Consider the following 24113-nt stretch of genomic DNA (forward strand, 5'->3'; position numbering starts at 1 on the left):
TGCCGTCGAAGTTTCTAACCGTGCTAGTATAGCACGACGCTGCGGATGCTTTCGCCGGAGTGCATGAGCTCGAAGCCCTTGTTGATGTCTTCGAGCGGCATGGTGTGGGTGATCATCGGATCGATGATGATCTTGCCCTCCATGTACCAGTCGACGATCTTCGGAACATCGGTGCGGCCGCGGGCGCCGCCAAAGGCAGTGCCCATCCACGAGCGGCCCGTCACCAGCTGGAACGGACGCGTCGAAATCTCCTGGCCGGCGCCGGCAACGCCGATGACCACGGACTTGCCCCAGCCGCGATGCGAAGCTTCGAGTGCCTGGCGCATCACCTTGGTGTTGCCGGTGCAGTCGAAGGTATAGTCGGCGCCGCCGATCTGGTCGGCACCGCGCTTCGTCATGTTGACGAGATAGGGCACGATGTCGTCGCCGACTTCCTTCGGATTGACGAAATGCGTCATGCCGAAGCGCTCGCCCCAGGCCTTCTTGTCATTGTTGAGATCGACACCGATGATCATGTCGGCACCGGCAAGCTTCAGGCCCTGGATGACGTTGAGGCCGATGCCGCCAAGACCGAAGACGATCGCGGTCGCGCCCATCTCCACCTTGGCGGTGTTGATGACGGCGCCGATGCCCGTGGTCACGCCGCAACCGATGTAGCAGATCTTGTCGAAGGGCGCGTCGGGATTGACCTTGGCGACGGCAATCTCCGGCAGCACGGTGTAATTGGCGAAGGTCGAGCAGCCCATATAGTGATGGATCTTGTCCTTGCCGATCGAGAAGCGCGAGGTGCCGTCCGGCATCAACCCCTGGCCCTGGGTCGAGCGGATCGCCGTGCAGAGGTTGGTTTTGCGGGAAAGGCAGGAAGGGCATTCGCGGCATTCGGGCGTGTAGAGCGGAATGACGTGGTCGCCCTTCTTGACCGAGGTGACGCCCGGTCCGACATCGACGACGATGCCCGCACCTTCATGGCCGAGGATGGCGGGAAACAGGCCTTCCGGATCGGCGCCCGACAGGGTGAAATCGTCGGTGTGGCAGATGCCGGTCGCCTTGACCTCGATCAGCACTTCACCGGCCCGAGGCCCCTCAAGCTGAACCGTCATCACCTCAAGCGGCTTACCGGCCTGCACCGCGACTGCTGCTCTTACGTCCATCGTTTCATCCCTTCATGCTATGGTTTGGTTCGGGTCACATTGCCATGGGCTGACATCGCGGCTCAAGCCAAAATCAGACACTTAGCGTCGCAATTGTCAGGTTTTACCCGAGCAACCGCAGTACACTTTTCCTGAAATGCTCTGCTGCCCGTGTTGGGATCAGGCAAATTCCATGATCACGGCGTCGACGGCGAGGCTCTCGCCGGGCTTGGCATTGATCTTGCCGACGACGAGGTCGCGTTCGGCGCGCAGGACATTTTCCATCTTCATCGCCTCGACGATAGCGAGCGTCTCGCCCGCTTTGACTTCCTGGCCCTCGGCCACGGCAATTGCGACGACCAGACCCGGCATCGGGCAAAGCAACAGCTTCGAGGTGTCGGGCGGCAATTTTACGGGCATCAGCCTGTCGAGTTCTGCCTGGCGCGGGGTGAACACCTTGGCCCTGACCGAGAGGCCTTGCCAATCGATGCGCAAGCCGTTCAACACGGTGCGGATTTGCGCCGTCAATTTGTCGCTACCCACGCTGCCGACCCAGACGGCATCGCCGGGCCGCCAGTCGGTTGCGACGGTCACGGTTCTGCCATTCACCTGCATGTCCATCTCGAAAGGAATGGTTACCACGCCCTCGAGTAACGCAACCGGCAAGTAAGCCGCTCCAAGCCTGACGATCCAGTTTTCCCGCAGCGGCCCGGCCGCAGGGCGCAATCGGTCGCTATATCGCTCGCGGCGGTTGGCTTCGATCAGGCTGCAGGAGAGGGCGACGGCAGCCAGCAAGGCGGTCTGGTCCTCATCCGGTGTTACCGGCGCGAAGCCATCGGGATATTCCTCGGCGATGAATCCGGTGGAGAGCCGGCCTTCGCGCCAGCGCGGATGCTTCATCAGCGCGGAGAGGAACGGCATGTTGTGCTCGATGCCGTCGACGACGAAACCGTCCAAGGCCTCGCCCATCGCTTCGATCGCCTCCAGCCTGGTCGGAGCCCAGGTGCAGAGCTTGGCGATCATCGGATCGTAATACATGGAGATTTCGGCGCCTTCGAAGACCCCGGTATCGTTGCGAACGACGGATTTGTCCGTCTTGCCCTCGCGCGGCGGGCGATAGCGCGTCAAGCGGCCGATAGAGGGGAGGAAATTGCGATACGGATCTTCTGCATAAAGGCGGCTTTCGATCGCCCAGCCGTTGAGCTTGATATCAGCCTGCTTGAACGGCAGCTTTTCGCCGGCGGCGACTCGGATCATTTGCTCGACGAGGTCGATGCCGGTTACGAGTTCCGTCACCGGATGCTCGACCTGCAGGCGCGTGTTCATTTCGAGGAAATAGAAATTCCGGTCGCGATCGACGATGAATTCCACCGTGCCGGCGCTTTGATAATCCACGGCTTTGGCCAGCGCCACCGACTGCTCGCCCATGGCCCTCCGCGTCGCCTCGTCCAGGAACGGCGAGGGCGCCTCTTCCACGACCTTCTGGTTCCGCCGCTGGATGGAGCATTCGCGTTCGCCAAGATAGACGACGTTTCCATGCGCGTCGGCCAGTATCTGGATTTCGATATGTCGGGGGTCGACGACGAATTTTTCGATGAACACGCGATCGTCGCCAAAGGAGCTTTTAGCCTCCGAGCGGGCGCGCTCGAAACCGTCGCGCACCTCGTCCTTATTCCACGCAATGCGCATGCCCTTGCCGCCGCCGCCGGCGGATGCCTTGATCATCACGGGATAACCGATCTCGCCAGCAATTCTCTCGGCATGATCGGCGTCGTCGATGATGCCGAGATGGCCCGGCACCGTGGAAACCTCGGCGGCGTTGGCGAACTTCTTCGATTCGATCTTGTCGCCCATGGCTTCGATCGCCTTGGGCTTGGGGCCGATAAAGACGATGCCTTCCTTTTCCAATGCGGCGCAGAAGGAAGCGCGCTCGGAGAGAAAGCCATAGCCCGGATGAACAGCTTCGGCGCCGGTCTGCTTACAGGCGGCGATGATCTTGTCCGCGACGAGGTAGCTTTCAGCGGCGGGCGCCGCGCCGATATGGACTGATTCATCGGCCATTTCGACATGCAGAGCATCCCGATCGGCATCGGAATAGACGGCGACTGTGAGAATGCCCATCCGGCGCGCAGTCTTGATCACGCGGCAGGCGATCTCGCCGCGATTGGCGATCAGGATTTTCTTGAACATGCAATCTCCGCCCAATACTTCTGCTGTCTCAGTGTTTTAGCCACAAATCGCGTCGGCGGTCCATGTGCAAGATCTACCCTTGCGCGGAATTTGCCGATCTGGACTGCACACGCTCACGCCAGATTATGAAAAGGCCGGAGCCGACGATGATGGCGATACCGATCCATTTGGAAAGATTGGGGAAGTCACCGAAGATCGCGTAGCCGAGAATCGTAGCGGAAATGATCTCGAAATACTGGAACGGAGCCAGCAGGGACAATGGCGCCAGCCGGAAGGCTCTAACGACGAGCATGTGCGCATAGCCTGAAATCGAGCCCAGGATCAGCAACAGCACAAGGCCGAACATGGAGCCGGGCAGGGAAGGTTCGAAATCTCCAACGCCGGCGGATGAACCGACCAGCAGGGCGAATGCCATGAACAATGTGCCGCCCGCACCCGCCATGATCTGCATCGTCAAGGGCGAATCGGCCTCGCCTACGGCGCGGTTCATGAAGAGATAGAGTGCGTAGAGAAAAGCGCAGGCCACCGGTAGCAATGCCTTCAACCCGAAAACCGCGAAACTCGGCTGGATGACGATCATCGCACCGCCGAAGCCGATAACAATCGCCAGCCATCGCCTCCAGCCGACCCTGTCGCCGAGAAACAGCGCCGAAAGCGCCGTCAGCATGAACGGTTCGACGAAATAGATCGCGAAAACATCGGCGAGCGGCATATATTTGACGGCGGCGAAAAAGAGCAGGCTGGCGGCGCCATGCAGCGCGCCACGCAACAGATTCATCCAGGGACGCTTCGCCGAAAAGGCCGACCGTCCCGTCGCGGTCGCCAGCAGTGGCAGCATGCAGACGAGTTGAAAGAAGAAGCGATAGAAGGTCACCTGTCCCGGCGACATGCCTTCGAAACTCGCCATGTACTTGGCGATCGCATCCATCGTCGGCAGCAGGATCATGGCGCTGGCCATAATCGTCATGCCTCGGAGCGAGTTCTGGTGGGCGGGGACGGTGGGAGCGACAGACATAACGCCACATCAAGCACAGGGACAGCATGCAATCAAGGAGCGATCTGGTGCGGCTTTCGAAACCATAGGGCCTGGCGCGCAAGATGTCGCACTTTTCCATTTGGGACAGATCGTGGTGGCGGGATGACGCCCCTAGACCTATCTGTGTTCCTGGAAAAGGCTAAAACATAAGGGCGCCGCACAGATCGCCGGCGCAGCCAAGAAAAGGATCGCACCGATGTTCAAGCCCGAACAAGAGACGACCGTTTTTTCGGACGAGGGCGATGATACCCTGGGCGGACGGCTGTCCATGGCTCGCGATGCAGCGGGCATCAGCCTGGAGAAACTGGCAATCGAACTGGGTGTCAGCGAGGAGACGATGCTGGCCTGGGAATCCGACCGGGCCGAACCGCAAGCTTCGGCGCTGGTAACGCTGTCGGCGCTTTTCGGCGTATCCCCCGCGTGGCTTATGACTGGCGCTGGCGACGGCCCAGCCGATGACAGCGATGAGCGGGCGCTCGACGCCGTCAGAAACGAGCTATCGCGCTTGCAGACGGCTCATCAGGAAATCGGGAAGTTGATCGAGGCGACAACTCGCCAGATCGAACGGCTGGATCACCAGATCCGGTTGCGCAATGTCAGCAAGGATGTCGCTCATTAGAGCGTGTGTCCCGCGATCTCGCGCTGGGGCCACGTCTTTGCGTAAGTCACTGTCTTGAAAACAAAAAACCCGGCCTAAGCCGGGTTCTTGGTGCGGTCGAGAAGACTCGAACTTCCACGGGTTGCCCCACAGCGACCTCAACGCTGCGCGTCTACCAATTCCGCCACGACCGCATCGTGGTAGCGCCGAATTGCTCCGGCGGGGCTGCATGTAGCAAAAGCATTCGGGGGGCACAAGAGCGATATGTCAGTTTTTTTAAATTCCTTCACAGCTCCTCCGATTGCACCCGTGGGAATGCCGGGAAAACGCCGTAGATGTTTGAATTTCCGCCGGAATAGCGCCATATGTGGATAACTCGCCGGCGCGCAGGATTTCCACAAATGCAGCCTGCGGCGGATAAAGGACTGCCCAAAAATGCTTCGCACAGAACTTTCTCACCAAATGTTTCCCGTTCAAGGCACGCCGCCCGTTCGCTGGCGGATCAGCGATGGCCTTGTTCCTTATGACGAGGCCGTCGCAACGATGGAGGCCGAAGTCGCTGATATCGCCGAGGGCCGGGCGTCGGAACTGGTCTGGCTGGTGGAGCATCCTCCACTCTATACCGCTGGCACCAGCGCCAATGCCGCCGATCTTATCGAGCCGGACCGATTCCCTGTCTTCGCGACCGGGCGCGGCGGGGAATATACCTATCACGGGCCAGGACAGCGCGTGGCCTATGTCATGCTGGACCTTAAGTGTCGGCGGCAAGATATCCGCGCCTTTGTCGGCGCGCTCGAGGAAGTGATTATCCGTACGCTTGATTCGATGAATGTGCGTGGCGAACGGCGCGAGGATAGGGTCGGCGTCTGGGTCAGGCGTCCGGAAAAGCCGGTCATGCCGGATGGTACGGTTGCCGAAGACAAGGTTGCCGCTCTTGGCATCCGCGTGCGCAGATGGGTGACGTTTCACGGTCTTTCGCTAAACGTCGATCCCGATCTCGGTCATTTCACAGGTATCGTTCCCTGCGGAATCTCCGCCTATGGCGTCACCAGCCTTGTCGACCTCGGTTTGCCGGTCATGATGCCGGATGTGGATATGCGTCTTCGCGAGGCGTTTGAACAAGTGTTCGGTCAAACGGTCAACGACGCCTAAGCGCGTCGCGATCTCTAAGATTCGCTTCACGCGCTTTAGCTCTTTGATCTCACGCATGTCGTAGTCGCAAAACCGCTGCACACTTTTGCACGACATGCTCTAGTACCCGATTAGGGTGGCGATTCATCAACGAAAAGAGCAGGCCCACAAGCCTGTCGCGCCTTTCAAAGGATTGGGATCGCCATTCAGTGCCTAAATGGAAGGTTCCTGTGCCTCTTGCTCTCGAAACACGACGGGCGCATGTGGGGCAGGTAGCTTTGCCTTTTCCAAACGATCGATCTCGTCTTCTGATTTGAGAAGATCGTGCAGTTGTTGATCGCTGAGTATGTTGTCTTGATTGTCATGCGAGGTCATGCGGGGACTCCTTGACCTCTGCAGGCGAGAGATTGATCTCTCTCGGCCGCCAGCGCCTACGGGTTCGATGGCCGACGGTTAACGCAACCTACGCTCATCTTGAGACCATGGCGAATCATTTAACACGATAGTCGATCGTCGGGCAGCCTGCTCCTCAAGAAAAATGCCCTGGAAGGGAGAGCATCCAGGGCATAGAGAGGGGAACTGCCAGGAAAAGATTAGGGCGGCGCGGCCACACTTCAAGGCCTGGATCTTACGTTGGGTTGCATCTCGCTGAAAATCGCGCCTGCGCCTCGCGAAACAGTGAGTGTCAGCGGCGCGCCACACCGTTTCCATGACTTTTTCGGCTAGCGCCGCAGTGGTATCTTTTCGGAAATCTCCCGGCGTTTCAGGAAGCCGCGCAGCCATTCCTATCTCATCGGCGCAAATCACGAGGCCGGAAACGTTTCGCAACAGCGAGAGAAATGCAGGAAACACTCCGAGACTAGAATCCTCTGTCATTCGAAACGTTGATGGAGCAAGGATATGAGTATCATTACGGGCGGGATCCGATCTTTGGCAGGGCCTCGCGGGATGTTGCGGCTTTTGATTGCGATAGCCGTCCTGCCCGGCTCAGTGCTGGCGGCGGATAGCGCACCCAATAATCAGAATTCGGCATCAACCTTCAGCTACAGGCGCGCGGACCTCGGCAGCGGCTATTCGACATCGAGCATCCTGAAGATGCCGAACAACTCATCCTATTTGGTAACCTGCAATTGCGACGATCATACCTTGCAGGACATGATGTGTCCGACCCAATCCTATGCCTGCAGCTGCGTCCCCCACGCCTACCTCATGTGCCAGTAGAGGGCGCACAATGCTCAAACCGGCTGCAAGAATGCTGACCCGCCGCTGTGTGGGTGGCCGGCTTGCCGCTGACGGCACTGGCGCAACAGGATAATTCCTCGCCTCAAAGCCCCACCTCAAACTACTCCTTCAGCGTCGGCTCCCGCCCGGCCGATATCGGCACCGGCTTCTCGACCTACAGCGCCACCTCGGCCACTTCGGATCAGCAGTTTCATATCGAATGCAATTGCCACGATTTCAGCGTGGCGGTCGCGACATGCCCGGCGCCCCGCTATGAATGCGACTGCAGCCCGAGTGCATCGCTGACCTGCGAATAGCCGGCAGGTTGGGAGCCGTCTTGCGCCATATCAGGCTGTGATTCCTGCGATTTTCGACCGATTCGGCACCGATGACGAAGTACCATCGATGATTGCCGATGCGGCCGAATTGCTCTTTCTGATCGCTGTTTTCGTACAGTCTACGTTCATATTCGTCCGCATATGGTGTCATCCGTCGCCCCCAAATCGCCTGTCGATTGACAATCGGTAGGGACGATACGATTAATAGTTTCGACATTCGTCATAGAGCGGAGGAAATGCCAATGACTAGTCGTGCCATTCTGTTGATGTCCCTTGCGTCTCTTACAGTTGTAGGCTCGATGGGCCTCGCTTCTTCGGCTTCTGCGCTAACCATGAAAGAGTGCAGCGCCAAATATCAGGCAGCTAAAACCGCTGGTACTCTGAACGGCCAGAAGTGGAATGACTTCCGCACCACGCAGTGCAGCGCCGATGCAGGTGCCGCAGCTGCTGCTCCTGCAGCCACCGCCCCGGCAACAACCGCACCGGCTGCCAAGACGGCGAAGACGACTGCAGCTGCCAAGGTCGATGCCAGCGAGCCTGACGCGACGAAGCCGCCGGCAGCCGAACCGGCAAAGCCGACGACAGCCGCTCCGGCCGGCGTAACTTTCCCGGCCAAGGTTGATGCCAAGTATGCCAGCGAAACGCCCGGCAAGGGCCGCTTCCACACCTGCGTCGACGCTTACAATGCTGCCAAGGCCAAGAACGCACTGGGCGGCCTGAAGTGGATCCAGAAGGGCGGCGGCTACTACAGCCTCTGCAACACCAAGCTCAAGGGCTGATTTTCGGATCGACCTACATTCAGCGGGCGCCGTCACGGCGCCCGTTTCTGTTTGGGGAGATCAGCTCCGGATCTTTTCCCACTTCTTGATCAAGCGGTCACGCTTGAGCTTTGAAAGTCGCTGCAGCCAGAATATGCCATCGAGCTGGTCGATCTCGTGCTGGATGCAGATGGCCAGAAAACCTTCAGCCTGTTCTTCATGCGCCACGCCATTCACATCCTGATAGGAAAAGCGGATGGTTTTGGGTCTCACGATCTCCTCAGTGACCCCGGGCATGGAAACGCTGCCTTCCATATGCCGCATGGTTTCTTCAGATGACCAGAGAAGCTGCGGATTAATGTAGGTGCGCACGCCGTCTTCCCGGCTGAGTTCAATCACAACGATCCGCTTAAGCACGCCGATATGCGGACCGGTGATGCCGACGCCTGGTGCGGCGTGCATCGTATCCAGCAGATCAGCTGCCAGCGTGCGCAGATCGTCATCGAACACGGTAACGGGCTCACAGCTCGTTTGCAGCAATGGATTGGGGAAACGAATAATGTGGCGAACCGGCACCGGGCTCTCCATTGTTGGAACGGCGTATGTTGGCACGCAAGGTTGGAGCGATGCAACGGCATGCAATTGCCCGAAGGAGCAAATACAAAATATCAGCGCTTTCGTCTATCTGCTTGTTGACGTTGATTTTTCTTCTCGACTAGAAGGTCGATGAAACGCTTTGACCAATCGTTCAATAGAGATCGGTTGGATTGTCGAGGCAGCGGAAATCGGAAAGGGTGAACAGCAATGGTCGATGTGAACATTCGTATCAAGCGAGCTGAGCCCCGGCATTTCCCAGTTTTACAGGCCGTGGAGCTTGCGTCGTTCGAAACATTGCGCGCGACGGGCGCCGTCAGCGGCGATGCGGTAGCAAGCAGCGCGGAAGATCTGCAGGAGTATCTCGACGCCGGATTTCTGTACGCAGCATTCGATGAAAGCGACAGGCCGGTCGGCTATGCGGGAGGATATGTCGCCGAAGGCTGGTTGCATATCGGCGAGGCGGATGTGCATCCGAACTGGCAGCGCAGGGGGATTGGACGGCAATTGATGTTGACATTGCTCGCCGAGGGACGGGAACGAAAACTGGCGGGTGCAACGCTGACAACAGACCGATTTGCACCTTTCAACGCCTCATTCTATGCTTCATTGGGATTTCAGCTGATGGAGAGAGACTCCTGTCCGGATCGCCTGACGACGATTCTTTGCTCGGAAGAGGCGAAAGGCCTCGATCCGCTTCGTCGCGTTGCCATGATGCTTGTCTATTGAACTCGTCCGAAGCGCGCTATTGCTGAAACGGCGCGTGGAGCCGCGGATTTCACTATGTTGCCCGCGATTGAAGTGACGCATCCGCATCGCGAGTGCTGCCACAGCAAACTGTCCGTCATCGGGCAAGATCGAGTGTGAGATCGCCTCAAGTGCGAAAATTGACTATTACGTAAAAGTCAATATTATAGCTCGCGTCAGATAGGGGCGGATTCTTGGTAGACGGATATTATAGCATAACGGAGCTTACGCGGGAATTCGGTGTTTCGACCCGAACATTGCGGTTCTATGAGGACGAGGGCCTCATTCAGCCTGAGCGCAAGGGGCGTACGCGCCTGTTTCGTCCGGCGGACCGGCGCCTCATCGCCGAAATACTCCGCGGCCGCCGCATCGGCTTCACCATCGCAGAAATCCGCGAGATCATTCAAGTCTACAAAGAGCCTCCGGGCGAGATCGGCCAGCTGAAGCTGCTGATGAAACGCGTGGACGAGAAGCGCGACGAGTTGCGCCAGAAGCGCAAGGATATCGACGACACGTTGAGCGAACTCGACAATGTCGAAGAGGCCTGTCTTGGGCGCTTGGCTGAAATCGGCGTCGGGACCTGATTGTTACGCCGGCGGCTGATGCTTCAAAGCCAGCGACGCGTGTGTTTGCAATAGAATTCGAACTCACAGCCGAATCGGGAGAGGAGATGCATCTCCTCGCAACGGATGACGAGCAACGTCGTCAATGCGGCGGCCGCTGCGGCCATGGCCACAAACCAGAGATTGCCGATCAGCAGGCCGAGCCCGGCCGTCAGCAGCGTATAGCCGAGATAGGTCGGATTTCGCGTGAACCGAAACGGGCCAGTCGTTACGAGATATGCGCTACAGCGTTGCGTCAGGACGGTCGTGCGGCGCTCCATCAGCGTCTTGACCGCCCAGACGTTCAGCGTCACTGCAAAGGCGGTCAAAGCCGCTCCGACGATCCATGCGACGATGGACCAGATAAACGGTAGCGGTAAGGGATAGTATCGCTGCAGGCAAAGCGCGATAATTACTGCGACGCTATAGAGCAGCGGCGGCCACGGAAAACTCAGCGACTTCGAACGATAGGCATTCATAGAATAACCCTGTCATTGCGCTTCACCCGTGCATTGTATCGCGATTCGGCTTACGCGTTCATCGCTATCTGCTTTGATCGCCCCGGATTCCAGGGGTTTGAAGAGATTTTGTGCCTGCAACTTGTCCAGCGTGCACTGGCAGAAGCTTCGGCACATTTTTTCGTCGCCAGATTGGCTGCAGGACGCCACGCATTGCCTGATATAGCCGACTGTCGGATCCTGCAGCGGAGCCGGAGCGACCAGCGACAGGAGATAGACAAGGCCGAACAGCAACGGCTGGTGAACAAGATAGAAGGCGAGACTGTGTCGGCCGGCGCGGGCGATCAGATTGTGGCCCGGACCGAATTTCGCAAGCCATTTCAACCAGCCGAAGGACATTGCGAGCTGCGCCATGCCGAGGCCGAAGAGAAACGGCGTCAACCATGGGAAGAGCGGCACATAGTCGTTTGACTGTTGAGGCGCCTGCGACAGGCCTACCCACCAGAGCCATGGCGTATCGAAAGCCGCTGAATGGAGCGAAAACGGCGCGATGACGTTGTCGACGACGATGCCAGCTCCCAGCAATGCAGCGATCAGCAGTGTCGCGAAAGCCGGCAGGCGCAGAAAGAGAAGGCCGATGAGGCTCGCGGCGGCAATCGAATGAAGGATGCCGAAATAGATCCAGCCTGGCCCGATAAAGAATTTCGTGACGATGGAGATCGCCAGCGCCGCCGCGACGATCATTCCCAGGCGACGTCCATAGGAGCGCCAGCGAATCTCCGGCGTGTTGGCAAGAACAAGACTAAAGCCAGCCAGAAACAGGAAGGTGCTGGCGATGGCTCGGGCATAGACCTTCAGCCAACCCGTTTCCGCCGTGCCTGCATCGAGATAGCCGAAAAACTCGAAATCCCAGGTGCAATGGTAGCTTGCCATCGCCAAAAGAGCGATGCCCCGCGCCGTATCCAGAATGCCGATGCGCGACGTTTTCTGCGGTGCATCGGCACTCTCGGCGATTGCGACCATTGATGGGTCCTTCCAGGCATGAACTCAAATCGTGGGCGTCGGCAGCGACGCCAGCTTGTCATGGCATATCGCCATCCATGATGGCCAGACGGGCATCGGAAAAAAACTGACGGCGGACGAGCACGATGATGATGAACATTGTCGTGACCATGAAGACATAAGGGCTCACGAACCAACCGAGATAGCCGATCGAAAGAAAGATCGCTCGCAATCCGGCATTGAAACTGCGGGCAGCGATGATGTTCATGCGAACCACACGTTCAGCCGCGCGTTCGGCACCCACCGGATCGAGAATGGCATCTTCCCGCATCGGCAGAGAACCGAAGAGAATGGTGCAATAATTGAACAGGCGGTAGGCCCAGCCGAATTTGAAGAAGGCGTAGCCGAAAAGGCAGGCTAGCCCCGCCACCTTGATCTCGAAGGCCGCACGGCCGCCGTTGAAAATGAAAGGCAGGTCGGAGAAGAAGGCGTTTATCTTGTCCGTTGCGCCGAGCAGCGCGAAGCAGCTGCCGATAGCGAAGATTGAGGTGGAGGCAAAGAAGCCGGTGCCGTTCTGCAATCCCGACAGGATCTGCGTATCGATCATCTTCAGATCGCGGCGCAGCGAATTGTAGATCCACTCGCGCCGGCGCTCGTTCATCGCCAACGTCAGGCTGATGCGATTGAAGAAATGGGCGCTGCCGACGATCCAGTTCAGCGCAACCCAGAGAAAGATAAAGAGGGCGAGGGCGACATAGTCGGCAGTCGTCATTAAGGCAGATTCTCCCGGATCAATCCGATGTGGACTGTAGCCTAGCGCAGGCTGGGCGCAATGCCCTTCTGTTTGCCTCGCCGGATGCCTACATGTAATGTCGCTGCCATGAAATCCGATGTCGGTCGATCGCCATGCAAGGTTGCCCTGATAGCGTAGCTTTGTTCAAAGTCGATTTGCCGAGGAGGCAATAAAGGTCCATGTTTCTTTCAGTTTTCGATGTTTTCAAGATCGGTGTGGGACCGTCCAGCTCGCACACCATGGGGCCAATGTCCGCCGCGAATCGCTTCCTGGAGCTGGTGCTCTCGAATGAGTGGCCGCGCCCGTCCTCGAATGTGCATGTCGCTTCGATCAAGGTCAGCCTGCATGGCTCGCTTGCTCATACCGGCATCGGTCATGGCACGGGTAGGGCTGTCGTTCTCGGCCTGATGGGCGAGCGTCCGGACACGGTCGATCCGGACCGGATGGATGTCATTATCGACGAAGTCGAGCGCAGCGGGCGTATCACACCGCCTGGCCATCCGGCTTATCAGTTCCAGCCCAAGACCGATCTCATCTTCGACAAGAAGGTGCCGCTGCCGGGCCATGCCAACGGCATGAGCTTTTCTGCTCTCGATAAAGACGACCGTCTGCTCGTCAAGCGCATCTATTATTCCGTCGGTGGTGGCTTTGTCGTCACCGATACCGAATTGGAGCAGATGAAGGCGGACAAGAAGAAGCCCGCCGCTGCGGGCGAGCGCGTTCCGTTCCCCTTTGCCAGCGCCAAGCAGATGCTTGATATGTCCGAGCGCTCCGGTCTTACGATCGCGCAGATGAAGCGGGCCAATGAAGAGACGCGCATGAGCGCCGAGGAACTCGATGCCGGTCTCGACCGCATCTGGGCGGCCATGAGCAGCTGTATCGATCGTGGACTCAAAGTCGACGGCATCATGCCCGGCGGCCTGAAGGTGCGTCGGCGTGCACGCGCCATTCATGACAAGCTTCAGGAGGAGTGGCGCAGCAACCGCATCAATCCGGTGCTCGCTAACGACTGGCTCAGCGTCTACGCCATGGCCGTCAACGAGGAAAATGCCGCTGGCGGCCGCGTTGTGACCGCGCCGACCAATGGTGCGGCGGGCGTCATTCCGGCGACGATCCGATACTACCAGCATTTCCACGAGGATTGGGATCAGGACGGTATTCACAACTATCTACTGACCGCGGCCGCAGTCGGCGGGATCATCAAGCACAACGCCTCGATTTCCGGTGCTGAAGTCGGCTGTCAGGGCGAGGTGGGCTCGGCAGCCGCGATGGCGGCCGCAGGACTTGCCGCAGTCATGGGCGCCACGCCCGAGCAGATCGAGAATGCCGCAGAAATCGCGCTGGAACACCATCTCGGCATGACTTGCGACCCCATTGCCGGGCTCGTTCAGGTGCCCTGCATCGAACGAAACGCACTTGGTGCCGTCAAGGCGGTTACCGCAGCCTCGCTTGCACTCAAGGGCGATGGCCAGCATTTCGTACCGCTCGACGCCTGCATCGAAACCATGCGTCAGACCGGCCACGACATGAGCGAGAAATACAAGGAAACCTCGACCGGCGGCCTTGCGGTAAATGTCGTCGAATGCTGAGTGTGGACGCCTGCTCTTAAAGGCTTGACGTCCTCGGCCAAAAGGACTTCAACGGCATCCATGGCTTTGCATCTCATCAAATTGTGCGTGGGCGCGGATTCCATCGATGACCTGCGCGAATGGGTTTCCGAGCGGGCGATGAATGCCATCGCAGCTGGTCTCGAGCCGCATACGACCCATACGACCCGCATGGTCCCGAAGCGCACGGAGGAGTTGCTCGATGGCGGCTCGCTCTATTGGGTGATCAAGGGGCAGGTGCAGGCAAGACAGAAGCTGCTTGACATCGAGACCTTCACCGATGCCGAAGGCATTCAGCGCTGCCGGCTCATCCTCGACCCGAGCGTCGTCGAAACGACCGGCCAGCCTCGTCGGCCGTTTCAAGGCTGGCGCTATCTGCCTCAGGATGACGTGCCGCGCGATCTCGATAGCCTCGGCGCAGCCGCCGAATTGCCCGCCGACCTGCGACGCGAACTTTCAGAGCTTGGATTGCTCTAAGGCGGCTGCTTATCGCAGCCGCATCATGACCGGTGCACGGCCGCTCGGAGCGGTGATGTGCAGATGGATATGGGCGTCCGGCTGCGAATACCGCCAGGCGCGCGCGCCGTGGCACAGCAGAATGCCGATCAGGTCTTTGGTCTTGTTGCGTGGTCGCGAACGGTTAAGGCCCAGATCGGCCAGCCGCATCGCCGCCTCATGCAGCGGATGAAGAGCGAAGCTCTTCGGTTTCGTCTTGCCCCCGCCGTCGAGCGAGAAACCGGGATAGTTCTCGTTCATTGCCATTTCAAATCCCCGTACACGTTACAAACTCAGGGCCGGTCCGATGGACATCCGGAACCGGGAGGCCAGGCACCAATGATGGAGACCCGACCGATCTTCATGCATTTCCGCTTTCCTTCGAATAGCGAAAGCGCAAAGTCTTCTTGTTTCGTCCGCACTCCGAGCGGAAAACCGCTGCGCACTTTTCCTGGACATGCTTCACGCGACCCGAAACACATTTGGTCGCCATTTTATTCCACGCTCGCCCAGCACTTGACGCCGGCGCGCTTCAAAGCCTTGCAGGCGTTAAGGGCTGAGCCCTGATCCTCAAAGCCGCCAAAGCGCGCACGATAGCCGCCATCAAAGGCGACGGTATAAGGTTTTGCCGAGCGCAATGCCTTACCGCCCTTGCTCTTTGCGGTATCGAGCAGATCGCTGGCGCCATCCTTACTCGAGGAAACGCCGATCTGGACGACCCACCCGGTTGGATCGCGTTCCGCTTTCTCGGCCTTTGAAACCTTCTCGGTCTTCTCCGCCTTTTCAGCACGCTGCAACTTCACGACCTTCGTATCGGCCTTGGATATCGAGGCAGTGGTGACGGTATCGACTTCATCCTCATCGGCATCGTCGGAAGCGACGTCATCGGAAGCCGCGCGTTGCGGAACCGGCTGTGCGGCTAGTAGAGGATTGGCCGATTTCGGCGTTACCGCTGCAAAGGCCGCGGCGCTGGACGGCTGCTGAGGCTCGGCCGCTTCTGCAGTTTCATCGTTGCGAATCTTTGCACGATTGACTTCGCCGAAACGGGCGCTTGCAACCTGAACGCTGGGCGCTGCCGCCGGCGCGTGGGCAATGACATCAGAAGCGATATGGCGCGTTGAAGCCTGAGGCAGATATGCGGCGATCAATTTGCGCATCTGATTGTCGCGGGCAGGCGTGGACGCGCCGCCAAGAACGACGCCGACGATCGAACGGCCATCGACCTTAACCGAAGTCGCGAGATTGTATCCGGCCGCACGCGTATAGCCCGTCTTGATGCCGTCGACGCCGCGCACGGAGCCGATCAGATGATTGTGGCCGGGTATGACCCGGCTGCCGAGGCGAAAGCTCGTCTCGGAAAAGAAGCCGTAATATTGCGGAAAGTGTTCGCGAAGAGCGATGCCCAGGCGAGCCTGATCGCGGGCCGTCGTCATCTGCGCGGTATTCGGCAGGCCGTTCGGATTGCGATAGGTCGTGCGCGTCATGCCGAGTGCGCGAGCCCTATCATTCATCATGCGGGCAAAGCCTTCCTCGGATCCGCCAAGCATTTCGCCCAGCGCCATGGCGGCATCGTTGGCCGATTTGGTGACGATGCCGAGGATAGCCTCGCGAACCGTTACGGAGCGGCCAGTGCCGATGCCGAGCTTCGTCGGCGCCTGCATGGCGGCATTCTTGGAGAAGACAACCGGCGTATCGAGAGTAATGCGGCCTGCCTCAAGCGCTTCGAAGGTCAAATAGACCGTCATCATTTTGGTCAGCGAGGCGGGGTAGTGAAGCGTGTCGGCGTTTTCGCTGTAGAGAACATTGCCCGTATTGGCGTCGATGACAATGCCGGCATATTTCGTGCCCGCGTAGGCGCTCACAGCGGTTACCGTGATCGTTGCCGTTGCGACCGAAAAACCTAAAAACATTCTCGCCAGAATCTTACCGGATTGAGACGACGATACGGGAAGGGTTGATCTGGACACTAAATCACTCTCTGCTTGCATTTACATTCTCGATGATCCGGCCGCTGCCTTCCACAAACGCCCGCTGCGTTCGAGAGTAAGGGCTTAGCGTTACCAATCGGTTTATGATGAACGGTTGGTTTCAGGTTTTCGTGCCTTTTTAGCGACCGCCGCCAGCCGTGGATGAAGAGCTGGCAGCATCCGCAAGCCGCGCTCCAACGAAGCTCTGGACGGCGGCATCCATCGTGCGCCAATCTTCGAGTTGATTGCTGGAAAAGCGATAGAGGACACTCAAGTCCTTGCCGATTTTGACATCTCTCTGACAGTCACCGCTGGTTGCCAGGGCCGGTGAAGCGGGCAGGAGGCAGCGCACGACATAGTCGGGCTGGCCTGGACGCGGCGCCGTCAGGAGAATCTCGTTGTTGTAGCCGGCGTCGGCACGCAGGCGATGCGCTGTCAGGCCATAGGGACCGGCATATGGTGCGCCATCCACGATATGGGAATAGATCGGCTCCAGCCGGCCGGACATGTCGCGCGACATCGTGCTCTGGCTGAGCTGCAGGAAGATCAGCGACGAAGATTGGGAGACATCGTCAAAGCGAAGCCGATCGGCCTCGCTATATCCCTGCATCTGCGGCCATGTGAGATAGAGATCGACACGTTCGGCTGTGCCGTTCACGCGCTCGCTCGGGAATCGGATGGTATTCGCCGCCAGGCGCAGCGTGTCCTCGCCGATCGTCACGGAGACGGGTTTGGTGTCCGTGGTATGGCCGCCCAGCGAAATTCTCTCGCCAAGCCAATGGCCGCCAACGGATATGGCAACGGTGAGGGCGGCCAGTACGGCTATAACAGACGTAACCCGATAGACGAGGCCGCTCGATATCAGTGGCCTTTCGTCGATGATCGAGGCTGATGACGGAGAAGAAACCATGTCCTTGCCTTCATTTCCTTCTGCGCTGGATACCACCCTCAAGTCGAGCGATGGCAATTCCGCGGCAGGGTCAGACTTTTGATGAGTCTTGTCGGAAAAATGATTGGCGCCACGATGGTTAATGAAGCTTTAAAAATACGTCGACGAGCGTGCTATTCCGCGAACTTCCTCCTATGCGGCTGGAACTGAGCCGGAGAACGGAAAGAGCCGTTCCCGGGACAGTGGGAACGGCTCAGAGGCACCGGTCTGGACAGAAATCAGGGGACGAGACCGGGCCTCTGCTCTTGATCATCGGTGCTAGGCCACCGACGATCCTTGTATGGGATCCTTACTTCAGGCTGCCGACGGCGACGGCGCGGCCGTCCTGTATCTTGACCCAGCGAGCCGGGTGTTCGACGGATTGGCGCTTGAGGAAGGTGTATTCGGTCTCGGACCAGAGCTTCACCTTGTTGCGCATGTTGTCGAGGACAAAGTCGCCGCGATCGGTGCGAACCGTCAGGACGGCGTGGCCGTCGCCGTTCGGCTGCAGGACGACGGTCATGAGCAGATCGGACGGGGAAAAGCCGGCATCGATCAGTTCCTTGCGCTTCAGCAGGGCAAAATCCTCGCAGTCGCCGGCCGTGGTCGGGATCGCCCACTTTTCCTCGACGCCGTAGAGTTCCATGTCGGTCATCGGCTTGATCGTCGTGTTGACCGTGTAATTGATCTTCAGGATCGTCTTCCAGCTATCCTGGTTGAGGATGATCGGACCGGCATCACCACCCGCAAAAACGCACTCGCGCGGGTTTTCTTTGCAGAACTCGTAATGACCGATCGGCGGAGCAGCGTCGCCGGTGATCGTCATGCTAGCGGGCGCAGCCTGAGCAAGGCCAAAGAACCCGAGAGTGGTGAGTGCCAAGGCGGCAAGACCGCGAAGTACCAATTGAAAGTTCATGTCCCTGTCCCTGCTTATTTTGTTGGGATCAGAATGACAGGGATGCTTTTATCTGGCGCAAAATTGCACAGTCAAATTAAGGGCTTAGTTGAATCAAATTTGAATCAATTCCTTTACGTCGCAAAAGGAAAGCGCAGAGTCGCTCGTTAACGAATTCGATTAAAATTTGAACGTTTCCGGTATGTGTTCCCCTGTGGGCAACGTCATCCCGGCGCCGCTTTCAATCGGCTTCTCGTCAATGGAATTGTTAACGGTAAGGCGGCTCTTGTGGTCGAATATCGTCTCAGGGTGAAACAATATGGTCGTGTCGGTTCAGCGGGCTGGTGACCGAAATGTGCCATTCCGTACCAATTTAGGAAAAACGGCCAAAAAAATATTTTTGGCTTTTACTTTGAAGTCCGCACACGCATTGCGTCCGTAGCACGAACGATCGTCGCGGCCATCTCCGCCAAATCCGCGGAATGGGCGGCGTTGGGAACAATGATAAGCTCGGCGTCCGGCAATGCCTGCGACAATTCCCATGCCGTAAGCAGGGGTGCTTCGAGATCGAGACGCCCCTGGATCATCATGCAGGGAATGTCGGCGATCCGATCGACGTTGCGCAGGACCTGGCTCTCCTCCAGCCAGGCCAGATGGTGAAAGTAATGCGTGATGATACGGGCTCGCGCCGTTACAAAGCGCGGGTCAGACCAGCGTGCCGATAAAGTGGCGCGAGGATCGATCAGGATCGACGCGGATTCCCAGTCATGCCAATCCCTGGCCGCTTTCACGTGAATGTCCGGATCGGGATTGCACAGAAGGCGGTAGTAAGCGTCGACAAGATGCCCGTCACGATCCTCGGAGGGGACCGCCGCACGGAAACGCGCCCATTCCGCGGGAAAGAAACGGCCGAGACCGTGATAGAGCCAGTCAATCTCCGTCCTCCTCGTCATGGTGATGCCGAGGAGAAGCAAGGAAGACACTCGATCCGGATGGGTTTCGGCATAGACAAGGGCGAGCGTGCACCCCCAGGAATTGCCGAAAACGACCCAGCGTTCGACGCCCAGCCAATGTCGCAGCCGCTCGATGTCCGCGATGGAGTGCCATGTCGTGTTCGCCGACAGATCGGCATCCGGCTCCGACGCATGTGGGAGGCTATTGCCGCAGCCACGCTGGTCGAACTGAATAATCCGGTAATGCTGCGGATCGAAATATCGGCGCGCTCCAGCGGAACTTCCGGATCCCGGCCCGCCATGGAGGATCAGGACCGGCGCGCCGGCGGGATTGCCCGATTGCATCCAGAATATCCGCTGGCCGTCGCCGACCTCGAGCAGGCCATCCGCAAAGGGAGCATTATCCGGATAGAGCATCTTGCCGCCACACGCATCGAAGAAAGGACAAGCGTCGCTATTTCATGGCGTTGTGTGACAGGACGATAACAGGATCATAGAAATTCGCGCAAGGTCTCACGCGATTGCAGCGAAAGGAACTCGATCGCCACGCCTTCCATGAAGTGACGCACAACGCGGCCCCGCATATTGCCGAGGCGTACGGGCGTGCCGAGCGGCGGGCGCACATCAACGTCAACGGCGGCACCGGAGAGCGAAAGGTCCATGATCCGGCAGAAATGAAGCGTGCCGTCGTCGAGGGTCAACTCGCAGCGTGTATTGCGCGGCGTCAGACGATCATGACGGCGATCCTCGGGCAGGCCGAGCTCATGCTTGTTGGCAAGCCAGGTGAGCTGGGCCGCAAGCTTTTCGCGCTTCCTCTCGGTCGCATTGATCGACATTGTGAAACCGCGGCCATCGACAGCAACGACGTGACCTTCCACGCGGCCGAGATGATCGATATAGGCGATGACGCGCTCACCGGCCCGAGGACGTCCCGCGCAGGTGACATGCATATCGCCCGGCGACATTTCGGTTGCCAGGCACTCGAATTCTTCATAATTGGCAAGCATCAGTCGACCCTGCATATTGATCGGGACTCGCTGAAAAGTCCTCTGATCGTTGCGGAGGGTATTGCCTGTCATTTGATTTGACCGCATGCCCTGGGCCGGCTGAAATGAATGCATGGATGAGCTTCTTTGACCAATTGCGTCCGATGCAATAACTAGCCGAAAGTTCTTAAGGTAATGTTGTCTTTCCAGCAGCGTTACTTACAAGCGTCGCCCGATTTTGTCCCGAGGTGGTTCAACAGCGGCATTGCGACCGTGCATTGCCAGATTGAGCTTTCTGCGCATCCATTCGCCCAGGCGCATGCTTTCCTGGGATGGCAGGAGGTCGGTTGGATCGGGATGCGGCGGCGCGTCGATGATGCGGGCAGGGCGCTCATAAAGCAGGCGCGTACGATCGAGCGCCAGGAACTCCAGACATTCATTGCTAAGCCACGCGGCGGGAGCGGTGGGTGCCAGGCAGCCCAACAATCTGTCGCAAGTATTGCTTGAGCTGCGCAAGGGCATCAGCATCATCTCGAACGCTACGCTACGGCCGCTGATACAATAGCCTGTTGCATGGATCATCGCAGGAACGACATGCGTCATGACGCCGGCGGCGATGTGCACGGGATCGTCCTGTTGGCTGCCGGCCCACAGCGCCGCGAAGTCCTCGCCGCGCATCTCGCGTCCCATCAGATTGCAGATCGTCGTGCCCGCCAGGCGGAAACGCGGATTGTCGTCCGCCGTATTCTCAAGAATGAAGAGTTCCGGGAGAATATGGCTGATGGCGGAGGGCTGTATCAAATTGCGCAAGGGCGCATCCGCGTCACCGCGGATCTGCTCCCAGTAGGTAAATATCTCTGTGCTCGTCTTCTGCCGCATGATGCGTGGGTGTCCCATTTCAGTTCAATCGCGTTGCCGTTTTTCGCCTTCACATCATGCCTTGCCAGTTTCATGCCAGACCGGGGTCGTTAGGGTTAACGATCGGTTTCGATTGCCAATCCTGACGGCAGATGAAAGGAATTGAGCATCACTTCACCAAGTGACCTTCAGCACGAACTTCAGGGCGCAATGCAGGCCTTGCAGGCCAACCCAGCAGAAAAGCGTCCGATACGCCGCCCGGCATCCGGGCGGCTTTTTTTTTGAGTTTTGCTGCGCTATGTGTCGATCACATCTAAGGAAAAGCAGAGCAAGACATGGACGATGAACAGCTGCCGCGCCACGAGCCGGAAGATCCCCGGCCGCCGCGAGTTCCGGCCTTCAATCTGCCTCCGGTCATCCTGGCCAGCCTTGCGCTGCTGGTTGCCGTCTTCGCGCTCATGAATGTACCGTCCTGGTCGGACGATACGCTGAACTGGATCTATTTCACCTTCAGCTTCATTCCGGCACGTTACGACTTCCCGCTGTCTCAGCAGGGGCTGGAGTGGCTTTGGACGCCGGTCACCTATTCCCTGTTACATGGCGGCATCGAACATATCGTCTTCAACAGCCTTTGGCTGATGGTGTTCGCGGCACCGGTCGCACGGCGTATCGGTACTGCCCGCTATGTGATTTTCTGGATTCTTTCATCCGCCGCCTCCGCCTTCATGCATGCGGCGCTCTATTGGGGCGATCAGACCCTGCTGATCGGCGCATCCGGGGTCGTTTCGGCACTGATGGGCGCTGCGTGCCGCTTCGCCTTCCCGGCGATGGACGGACGTCGCATTTCGATGCGGCAGGCGCATCTCAATCCGCGGCTGAGCGTTCTCCATGCGTTGCGCAGCCGCACGGTCGTTGCCTATATCGTCATGTGGATTGCCGGTAATGCGCTCGTCGCCTTCGGCATCACGCTTGTCGGCGACAGTGCGCAGCCGGTCGCCTGGGATGCCCATATCGGCGGTTTTCTCTTCGGATTTCTGCTCTTCGCGCTGTTTGATCGCCAGCCCAGCATGGAAGAACAAGAAGCTGCATTACGCGATGAATGAAGCTGTTGCTTTCTTGCCGTTGCGAGCGCACCATTGCTATCCGTCGATCGTGGGATAGAGGAGATCGACTCGACCGACGGGCAGGCGCCGGTTTGAGCTCCGGGGGTGATTTCGGAACATATCGGATGCTTCAAGTGTTCACCATGCTTTCGAGATGGGAGGATCGAATGTCAGTTTCCGTAAAAGCAATACTGGATGCCAAAGGCCGCGATGTCGTTACCGCCGGGGGGAATACGACGCTCGCAGAGGCAGCGAAGCTACTCAACGAAAAGCGCATCGGCGCGATTGTCGTCGTCGGCATGAACGGTAAGATTTCCGGGATTTTTACCGAGCGCGATGTCGTCAATGCGGTTGCCAAACATGGCGCCGAATGCCTCGACAAGCCGATCGCATCGCTGATGACGGCGAAGGTGCAGCGCTGCAAGGAAGATACAACCACCGACGAACTCATGGAGGTGATGACACTGGGTCGCTTCCGGCATGTTCCCGTCGAGGAGAAGGGTAAACTCACCGGTATCATCTCGATCGGCGACGTCGTCAAATGGCGTATCCGCGAGATCGAGCTCGAGGCCGAGCATATCAAGGCCTATATTGCGGGCTGAGGAGCAGTTTGACGTGGCGCGTGCAATCGACCCGACGGGTCGATTGCAAGACAAGCGTTTCCAGCCTGAATCGGCGGCACGACTAGCTTTCGCTGACATATCGGCGCCGGTCTAGCGAGCGTATGCTTCCTGCATGCGCCGGATCTCGGTCAATCTCGCCGAGGCTTCCTCATAGCCGCGCTCTATGGCTTCGCCGGCGCGGTGAAACTCCGAAAGACCGATATCGCTCAGGCGCGGATGCAGCGCCAGATCGGGTGGATCGCCCGCAAGGCGAGCGCGCGCAATTCTATCCTGTATGATGTTGAAGGCCTGTACCATCACGCCGGTCATACCGAGCTTCATGGCGGGCGTATCGTCGCGGCGGACCTGATCGCCGTTGGGCGGGCCGACATTGTGTTTGACCACCGCGGAGCGGCCATAGAGGTCGTAGTGCAGATTCACGGCAACCACCAGCGGCTGCTCATAGCTGCGGCATACCGAAACGGGAACCGGATTGACGAGCGCACCGTCGACGAGTGTTCGGCCGTTCGATCGTACGGGTTCGAAGATACCGGGCAGGGCGTAAGATGCGCGCAGTGCAGTGATAAGGGATCCGTTGGCGATCCAGACTTCGTGACCGGTGTTCAGCTCGGAAGCGACGGCGACGAATGGATGGCCCAAATCTTCGATGGACAGGCCTTCGAGATGTTCCTGCATGCGCTTGGTCAACCGCATGCCGCCAAACAAACCGCTACCACCGATCGTCAGGTCGAGAAGGCTCGCGATGCGCCGCATGGTCAGGGAACGGGCGAAAGCTTCCAGCTCATCGAGCTTGCCGGCAAGATAGCAGCCGCCCACAAGAGCGCCGATCGAGGTGCCTGCGATCATGCCTACGGCTATTCCTGCCTCGTCCAAGGCGCGCAGTACGCCGATATGCGCCCAACCGCGCGCCGCGCCGCCGCCGAGCGCCAGGGCGATATTGACCTTCTTGGGGGGGGCGGGGGTCGGAAGTGGCGGAGACGTATCCTGCGAGGTGCTCAAACCGGTCGAGTTCTGTCCGCCGAGGTGACGATTCAAACCCCAATTCAGCATTTAAAGCCTCCTCCGAGGCCTTGCGTGCCTCTTGCTAAAATACTGTCCCT

26 protein-coding genes and 1 tRNA gene are annotated in these 24113 nt (G+C 58.7%); 10 read left to right on the plus strand and 17 right to left on the minus strand.

Features of this window, described 5'->3' with window-relative positions; genetic code table 11:
- Positions 1-23: 23 nt before the first annotated feature.
- The 3 genes from ACIQJ2_RS13475 to ACIQJ2_RS13485 form a co-directional block, all read right to left on the minus strand.
- Complete coding sequence (locus tag ACIQJ2_RS13475; protein ID WP_199148805.1) at positions 24-1151, minus strand: S-(hydroxymethyl)glutathione dehydrogenase/class III alcohol dehydrogenase; 1128 nt, start codon at positions 1149-1151, stop codon at positions 24-26.
- A gap of 159 nt (positions 1152-1310) precedes the next feature.
- Positions 1311-3320 carry an acetyl-CoA carboxylase biotin carboxylase subunit gene (locus ACIQJ2_RS13480; RefSeq protein WP_400669362.1) on the minus strand — a complete coding sequence of 670 codons (2010 nt, stop codon included), beginning with the start codon at positions 3318-3320 and terminating at the stop codon, positions 1311-1313.
- A 73-nt stretch (positions 3321-3393) separates the two neighbouring features.
- Positions 3394-4287: a DMT family transporter gene (locus ACIQJ2_RS13485; RefSeq protein ID WP_400669365.1), complete on the minus strand. Its 894-nt coding sequence runs from the start codon at positions 4285-4287 to the stop codon at positions 3394-3396.
- 265 nt (positions 4288-4552) lie between these two features.
- Between ACIQJ2_RS13485 and ACIQJ2_RS13490 the strand changes: the two genes are divergently transcribed.
- On the plus strand, positions 4553-4975 hold the full coding sequence (locus ACIQJ2_RS13490) for a helix-turn-helix domain-containing protein (protein ID WP_400669367.1): 423 nt from the start codon (positions 4553-4555) through the stop codon (positions 4973-4975).
- A gap of 88 nt (positions 4976-5063) precedes the next feature.
- Here ACIQJ2_RS13490 and ACIQJ2_RS13495 read toward each other — a convergent pair.
- Positions 5064-5148: transfer RNA gene (locus ACIQJ2_RS13495), tRNA-Leu, on the minus strand.
- A gap of 241 nt (positions 5149-5389) precedes the next feature.
- On the opposite strand from ACIQJ2_RS13495, the gene lipB reads away from it, so the two are divergent.
- Positions 5390-6106 (plus strand): lipoyl(octanoyl) transferase LipB, encoded by a 717-nt coding sequence (lipB, locus tag ACIQJ2_RS13500; RefSeq protein ID WP_400669370.1) that lies wholly within the window; start codon positions 5390-5392, stop codon positions 6104-6106.
- A 192-nt stretch (positions 6107-6298) separates the two neighbouring features.
- On the opposite strand, the gene ACIQJ2_RS13505 is transcribed toward lipB, so the two are convergent.
- Positions 6299-6460: a hypothetical protein gene (locus ACIQJ2_RS13505; protein ID WP_400669372.1), complete on the minus strand. Its 162-nt coding sequence runs from the start codon at positions 6458-6460 to the stop codon at positions 6299-6301.
- Positions 6461-7368: 908 nt separating this feature from the next.
- On the opposite strand from ACIQJ2_RS13505, the gene ACIQJ2_RS13510 reads away from it, so the two are divergent.
- The gene (locus tag ACIQJ2_RS13510; protein WP_400669375.1) at positions 7369-7623 is read left to right on the plus strand and encodes a hypothetical protein; all 255 of its coding nucleotides are present in this window, start codon (positions 7369-7371) and stop codon (positions 7621-7623) included.
- A 263-nt stretch (positions 7624-7886) separates the two neighbouring features.
- Positions 7887-8423, plus strand: a complete 537-nt coding sequence (locus tag ACIQJ2_RS13515; RefSeq protein ID WP_400669376.1) for a hypothetical protein — start codon at positions 7887-7889, stop codon at positions 8421-8423.
- 60 nt (positions 8424-8483) lie between these two features.
- Here ACIQJ2_RS13515 and ACIQJ2_RS13520 read toward each other — a convergent pair whose 3' ends face one another.
- A complete protein-coding gene (locus ACIQJ2_RS13520) occupies positions 8484-8978 on the minus strand; it encodes a peptide deformylase (protein ID WP_400669379.1) in 495 nt (164 codons plus the stop codon).
- Positions 8979-9206: 228 nt separating this feature from the next.
- On the opposite strand from ACIQJ2_RS13520, the gene ACIQJ2_RS13525 reads away from it, so the two are divergent.
- Positions 9207-9725 carry a GNAT family N-acetyltransferase gene (locus ACIQJ2_RS13525; RefSeq protein ID WP_400669382.1) on the plus strand — a complete coding sequence of 173 codons (519 nt, stop codon included), beginning with the start codon at positions 9207-9209 and terminating at the stop codon, positions 9723-9725.
- Positions 9726-9937: 212 nt separating this feature from the next.
- Entirely contained in the window at positions 9938-10327 is a 390-nt protein-coding gene (locus tag ACIQJ2_RS13530; protein ID WP_199094741.1) for a MerR family DNA-binding transcriptional regulator, read from the plus strand.
- Between the two features lie 23 nt (positions 10328-10350).
- Here the strand turns inward: ACIQJ2_RS13530 and ACIQJ2_RS13535 are convergent, their stop codons facing one another.
- From ACIQJ2_RS13535 to ACIQJ2_RS13545, 3 genes are read right to left on the minus strand one after another with little or no spacing between them, the layout of a single operon-like run.
- Entirely contained in the window at positions 10351-10824 is a 474-nt protein-coding gene (locus ACIQJ2_RS13535; RefSeq protein WP_199148794.1) for an isoprenylcysteine carboxylmethyltransferase family protein, read from the minus strand.
- Between the two features lie 12 nt (positions 10825-10836).
- Positions 10837-11826, minus strand: a complete 990-nt coding sequence (locus ACIQJ2_RS13540) for a DUF1624 domain-containing protein (protein ID WP_400669385.1) — start codon at positions 11824-11826, stop codon at positions 10837-10839.
- Between the two features lie 58 nt (positions 11827-11884).
- The gene (locus ACIQJ2_RS13545) at positions 11885-12577 is read right to left on the minus strand and encodes a DUF599 domain-containing protein (RefSeq protein ID WP_400669387.1); all 693 of its coding nucleotides are present in this window, start codon (positions 12575-12577) and stop codon (positions 11885-11887) included.
- A gap of 200 nt (positions 12578-12777) precedes the next feature.
- Between ACIQJ2_RS13545 and ACIQJ2_RS13550 the strand changes: the two genes are divergently transcribed.
- Both ACIQJ2_RS13550 and ACIQJ2_RS13555 read left to right on the plus strand, forming a co-directional pair.
- Positions 12778-14187, plus strand: a complete 1410-nt coding sequence (locus ACIQJ2_RS13550; protein ID WP_199148791.1) for an L-serine ammonia-lyase — start codon at positions 12778-12780, stop codon at positions 14185-14187.
- 60 nt (positions 14188-14247) lie between these two features.
- Complete coding sequence (locus ACIQJ2_RS13555; RefSeq protein WP_199151251.1) at positions 14248-14682, plus strand: DUF1489 family protein; 435 nt, start codon at positions 14248-14250, stop codon at positions 14680-14682.
- Positions 14683-14691: 9 nt separating this feature from the next.
- Here ACIQJ2_RS13555 and ACIQJ2_RS13560 read toward each other — a convergent pair whose 3' ends face one another.
- The 7 genes from ACIQJ2_RS13560 to ACIQJ2_RS13590 all read right to left on the minus strand — a co-directional run bounded on the left by ACIQJ2_RS13560 (position 14692) and on the right by ACIQJ2_RS13590 (position 21308).
- Positions 14692-14967 (minus strand): hypothetical protein, encoded by a 276-nt coding sequence (locus ACIQJ2_RS13560; protein WP_199151250.1) that lies wholly within the window; start codon positions 14965-14967, stop codon positions 14692-14694.
- Between the two features lie 227 nt (positions 14968-15194).
- Positions 15195-16688 (minus strand): D-alanyl-D-alanine carboxypeptidase, encoded by a 1494-nt coding sequence (locus ACIQJ2_RS13565; RefSeq protein WP_400669391.1) that lies wholly within the window; start codon positions 16686-16688, stop codon positions 15195-15197.
- A 118-nt stretch (positions 16689-16806) separates the two neighbouring features.
- Positions 16807-17577, minus strand: a complete 771-nt coding sequence (locus ACIQJ2_RS13570; protein ID WP_400669393.1) for a hypothetical protein — start codon at positions 17575-17577, stop codon at positions 16807-16809.
- Between the two features lie 328 nt (positions 17578-17905).
- On the minus strand, positions 17906-18511 hold the full coding sequence (locus tag ACIQJ2_RS13575; RefSeq protein ID WP_199151247.1) for a transglutaminase-like cysteine peptidase: 606 nt from the start codon (positions 18509-18511) through the stop codon (positions 17906-17908).
- Between the two features lie 386 nt (positions 18512-18897).
- A complete protein-coding gene (gene pip / locus ACIQJ2_RS13580) occupies positions 18898-19860 on the minus strand; it encodes a prolyl aminopeptidase (protein ID WP_400669396.1) in 963 nt (320 codons plus the stop codon).
- Between the two features lie 74 nt (positions 19861-19934).
- Positions 19935-20564 (minus strand): PilZ domain-containing protein, encoded by a 630-nt coding sequence (locus ACIQJ2_RS13585; RefSeq protein WP_400669399.1) that lies wholly within the window; start codon positions 20562-20564, stop codon positions 19935-19937.
- Positions 20565-20648: 84 nt separating this feature from the next.
- A complete protein-coding gene (locus tag ACIQJ2_RS13590; RefSeq protein ID WP_246762468.1) occupies positions 20649-21308 on the minus strand; it encodes a PAS domain-containing protein in 660 nt (219 codons plus the stop codon).
- Positions 21309-21622: 314 nt separating this feature from the next.
- Between ACIQJ2_RS13590 and ACIQJ2_RS13595 the strand changes: the two genes are divergently transcribed.
- Both ACIQJ2_RS13595 and ACIQJ2_RS13600 read left to right on the plus strand, forming a co-directional pair.
- Positions 21623-22390, plus strand: coding sequence for a rhomboid family intramembrane serine protease (locus tag ACIQJ2_RS13595; protein ID WP_400669402.1), 768 nt, complete (start codon positions 21623-21625; stop codon positions 22388-22390).
- Positions 22391-22557: 167 nt separating this feature from the next.
- Positions 22558-22992 carry a CBS domain-containing protein gene (locus tag ACIQJ2_RS13600; RefSeq protein WP_199151242.1) on the plus strand — a complete coding sequence of 145 codons (435 nt, stop codon included), beginning with the start codon at positions 22558-22560 and terminating at the stop codon, positions 22990-22992.
- A gap of 111 nt (positions 22993-23103) precedes the next feature.
- Here the strand turns inward: ACIQJ2_RS13600 and ACIQJ2_RS13605 are convergent, their stop codons facing one another.
- Positions 23104-24063 (minus strand): patatin-like phospholipase family protein, encoded by a 960-nt coding sequence (locus ACIQJ2_RS13605; RefSeq protein ID WP_199151241.1) that lies wholly within the window; start codon positions 24061-24063, stop codon positions 23104-23106.
- Positions 24064-24113: the final 50 nt, after the last annotated feature.

The organism is Rhizobium sp. NPDC092011 (assembly GCF_044756305.1).
Classification (GTDB): domain Bacteria; phylum Pseudomonadota; class Alphaproteobacteria; order Rhizobiales; family Rhizobiaceae; genus Rhizobium.

Coding starts and splice junctions, on each gene's coding strand:
- ACIQJ2_RS13515 (WP_400669376.1), top strand. CDS start 7,887: ATGACTAGTCGTGCCATTCTGTTGATGTCCCTTGCGTCTCTTACAGTT.
- ACIQJ2_RS13555 (WP_199151251.1), top strand. CDS start 14,248: ATGGCTTTGCATCTCATCAAATTGTGCGTGGGCGCGGATTCCATCGAT.
- ACIQJ2_RS13525 (WP_400669382.1), top strand. CDS start 9,207: ATGGTCGATGTGAACATTCGTATCAAGCGAGCTGAGCCCCGGCATTTC.
- ACIQJ2_RS13600 (WP_199151242.1), top strand. CDS start 22,558: ATGTCAGTTTCCGTAAAAGCAATACTGGATGCCAAAGGCCGCGATGTC.
- ACIQJ2_RS13585 (WP_400669399.1), bottom strand. CDS start 20,564: ATGCATTCATTTCAGCCGGCCCAGGGCATGCGGTCAAATCAAATGACA.
- ACIQJ2_RS13535 (WP_199148794.1), bottom strand. CDS start 10,824: ATGAATGCCTATCGTTCGAAGTCGCTGAGTTTTCCGTGGCCGCCGCTG.
- ACIQJ2_RS13475 (WP_199148805.1), bottom strand. CDS start 1,151: ATGGACGTAAGAGCAGCAGTCGCGGTGCAGGCCGGTAAGCCGCTTGAG.
- ACIQJ2_RS13560 (WP_199151250.1), bottom strand. CDS start 14,967: ATGGCAATGAACGAGAACTATCCCGGTTTCTCGCTCGACGGCGGGGGC.
- ACIQJ2_RS13540 (WP_400669385.1), bottom strand. CDS start 11,826: ATGGTCGCAATCGCCGAGAGTGCCGATGCACCGCAGAAAACGTCGCGC.
- ACIQJ2_RS13545 (WP_400669387.1), bottom strand. CDS start 12,577: ATGACGACTGCCGACTATGTCGCCCTCGCCCTCTTTATCTTTCTCTGG.
- ACIQJ2_RS13570 (WP_400669393.1), bottom strand. CDS start 17,577: ATGGTTTCTTCTCCGTCATCAGCCTCGATCATCGACGAAAGGCCACTG.
- ACIQJ2_RS13550 (WP_199148791.1), top strand. CDS start 12,778: ATGTTTCTTTCAGTTTTCGATGTTTTCAAGATCGGTGTGGGACCGTCC.
- pip (WP_400669396.1), bottom strand. CDS start 19,860: ATGCTCTATCCGGATAATGCTCCCTTTGCGGATGGCCTGCTCGAGGTC.
- ACIQJ2_RS13605 (WP_199151241.1), bottom strand. CDS start 24,063: ATGCTGAATTGGGGTTTGAATCGTCACCTCGGCGGACAGAACTCGACC.
- ACIQJ2_RS13595 (WP_400669402.1), top strand. CDS start 21,623: ATGGACGATGAACAGCTGCCGCGCCACGAGCCGGAAGATCCCCGGCCG.
- ACIQJ2_RS13480 (WP_400669362.1), bottom strand. CDS start 3,320: ATGTTCAAGAAAATCCTGATCGCCAATCGCGGCGAGATCGCCTGCCGC.
- ACIQJ2_RS13590 (WP_246762468.1), bottom strand. CDS start 21,308: ATGCGGCAGAAGACGAGCACAGAGATATTTACCTACTGGGAGCAGATC.
- ACIQJ2_RS13505 (WP_400669372.1), bottom strand. CDS start 6,460: ATGACCTCGCATGACAATCAAGACAACATACTCAGCGATCAACAACTG.
- ACIQJ2_RS13490 (WP_400669367.1), top strand. CDS start 4,553: ATGTTCAAGCCCGAACAAGAGACGACCGTTTTTTCGGACGAGGGCGAT.
- ACIQJ2_RS13575 (WP_199151247.1), bottom strand. CDS start 18,511: ATGAACTTTCAATTGGTACTTCGCGGTCTTGCCGCCTTGGCACTCACC.
- ACIQJ2_RS13565 (WP_400669391.1), bottom strand. CDS start 16,688: ATGCAAGCAGAGAGTGATTTAGTGTCCAGATCAACCCTTCCCGTATCG.
- ACIQJ2_RS13485 (WP_400669365.1), bottom strand. CDS start 4,287: ATGACGATTATGGCCAGCGCCATGATCCTGCTGCCGACGATGGATGCG.
- lipB (WP_400669370.1), top strand. CDS start 5,390: ATGCTTCGCACAGAACTTTCTCACCAAATGTTTCCCGTTCAAGGCACG.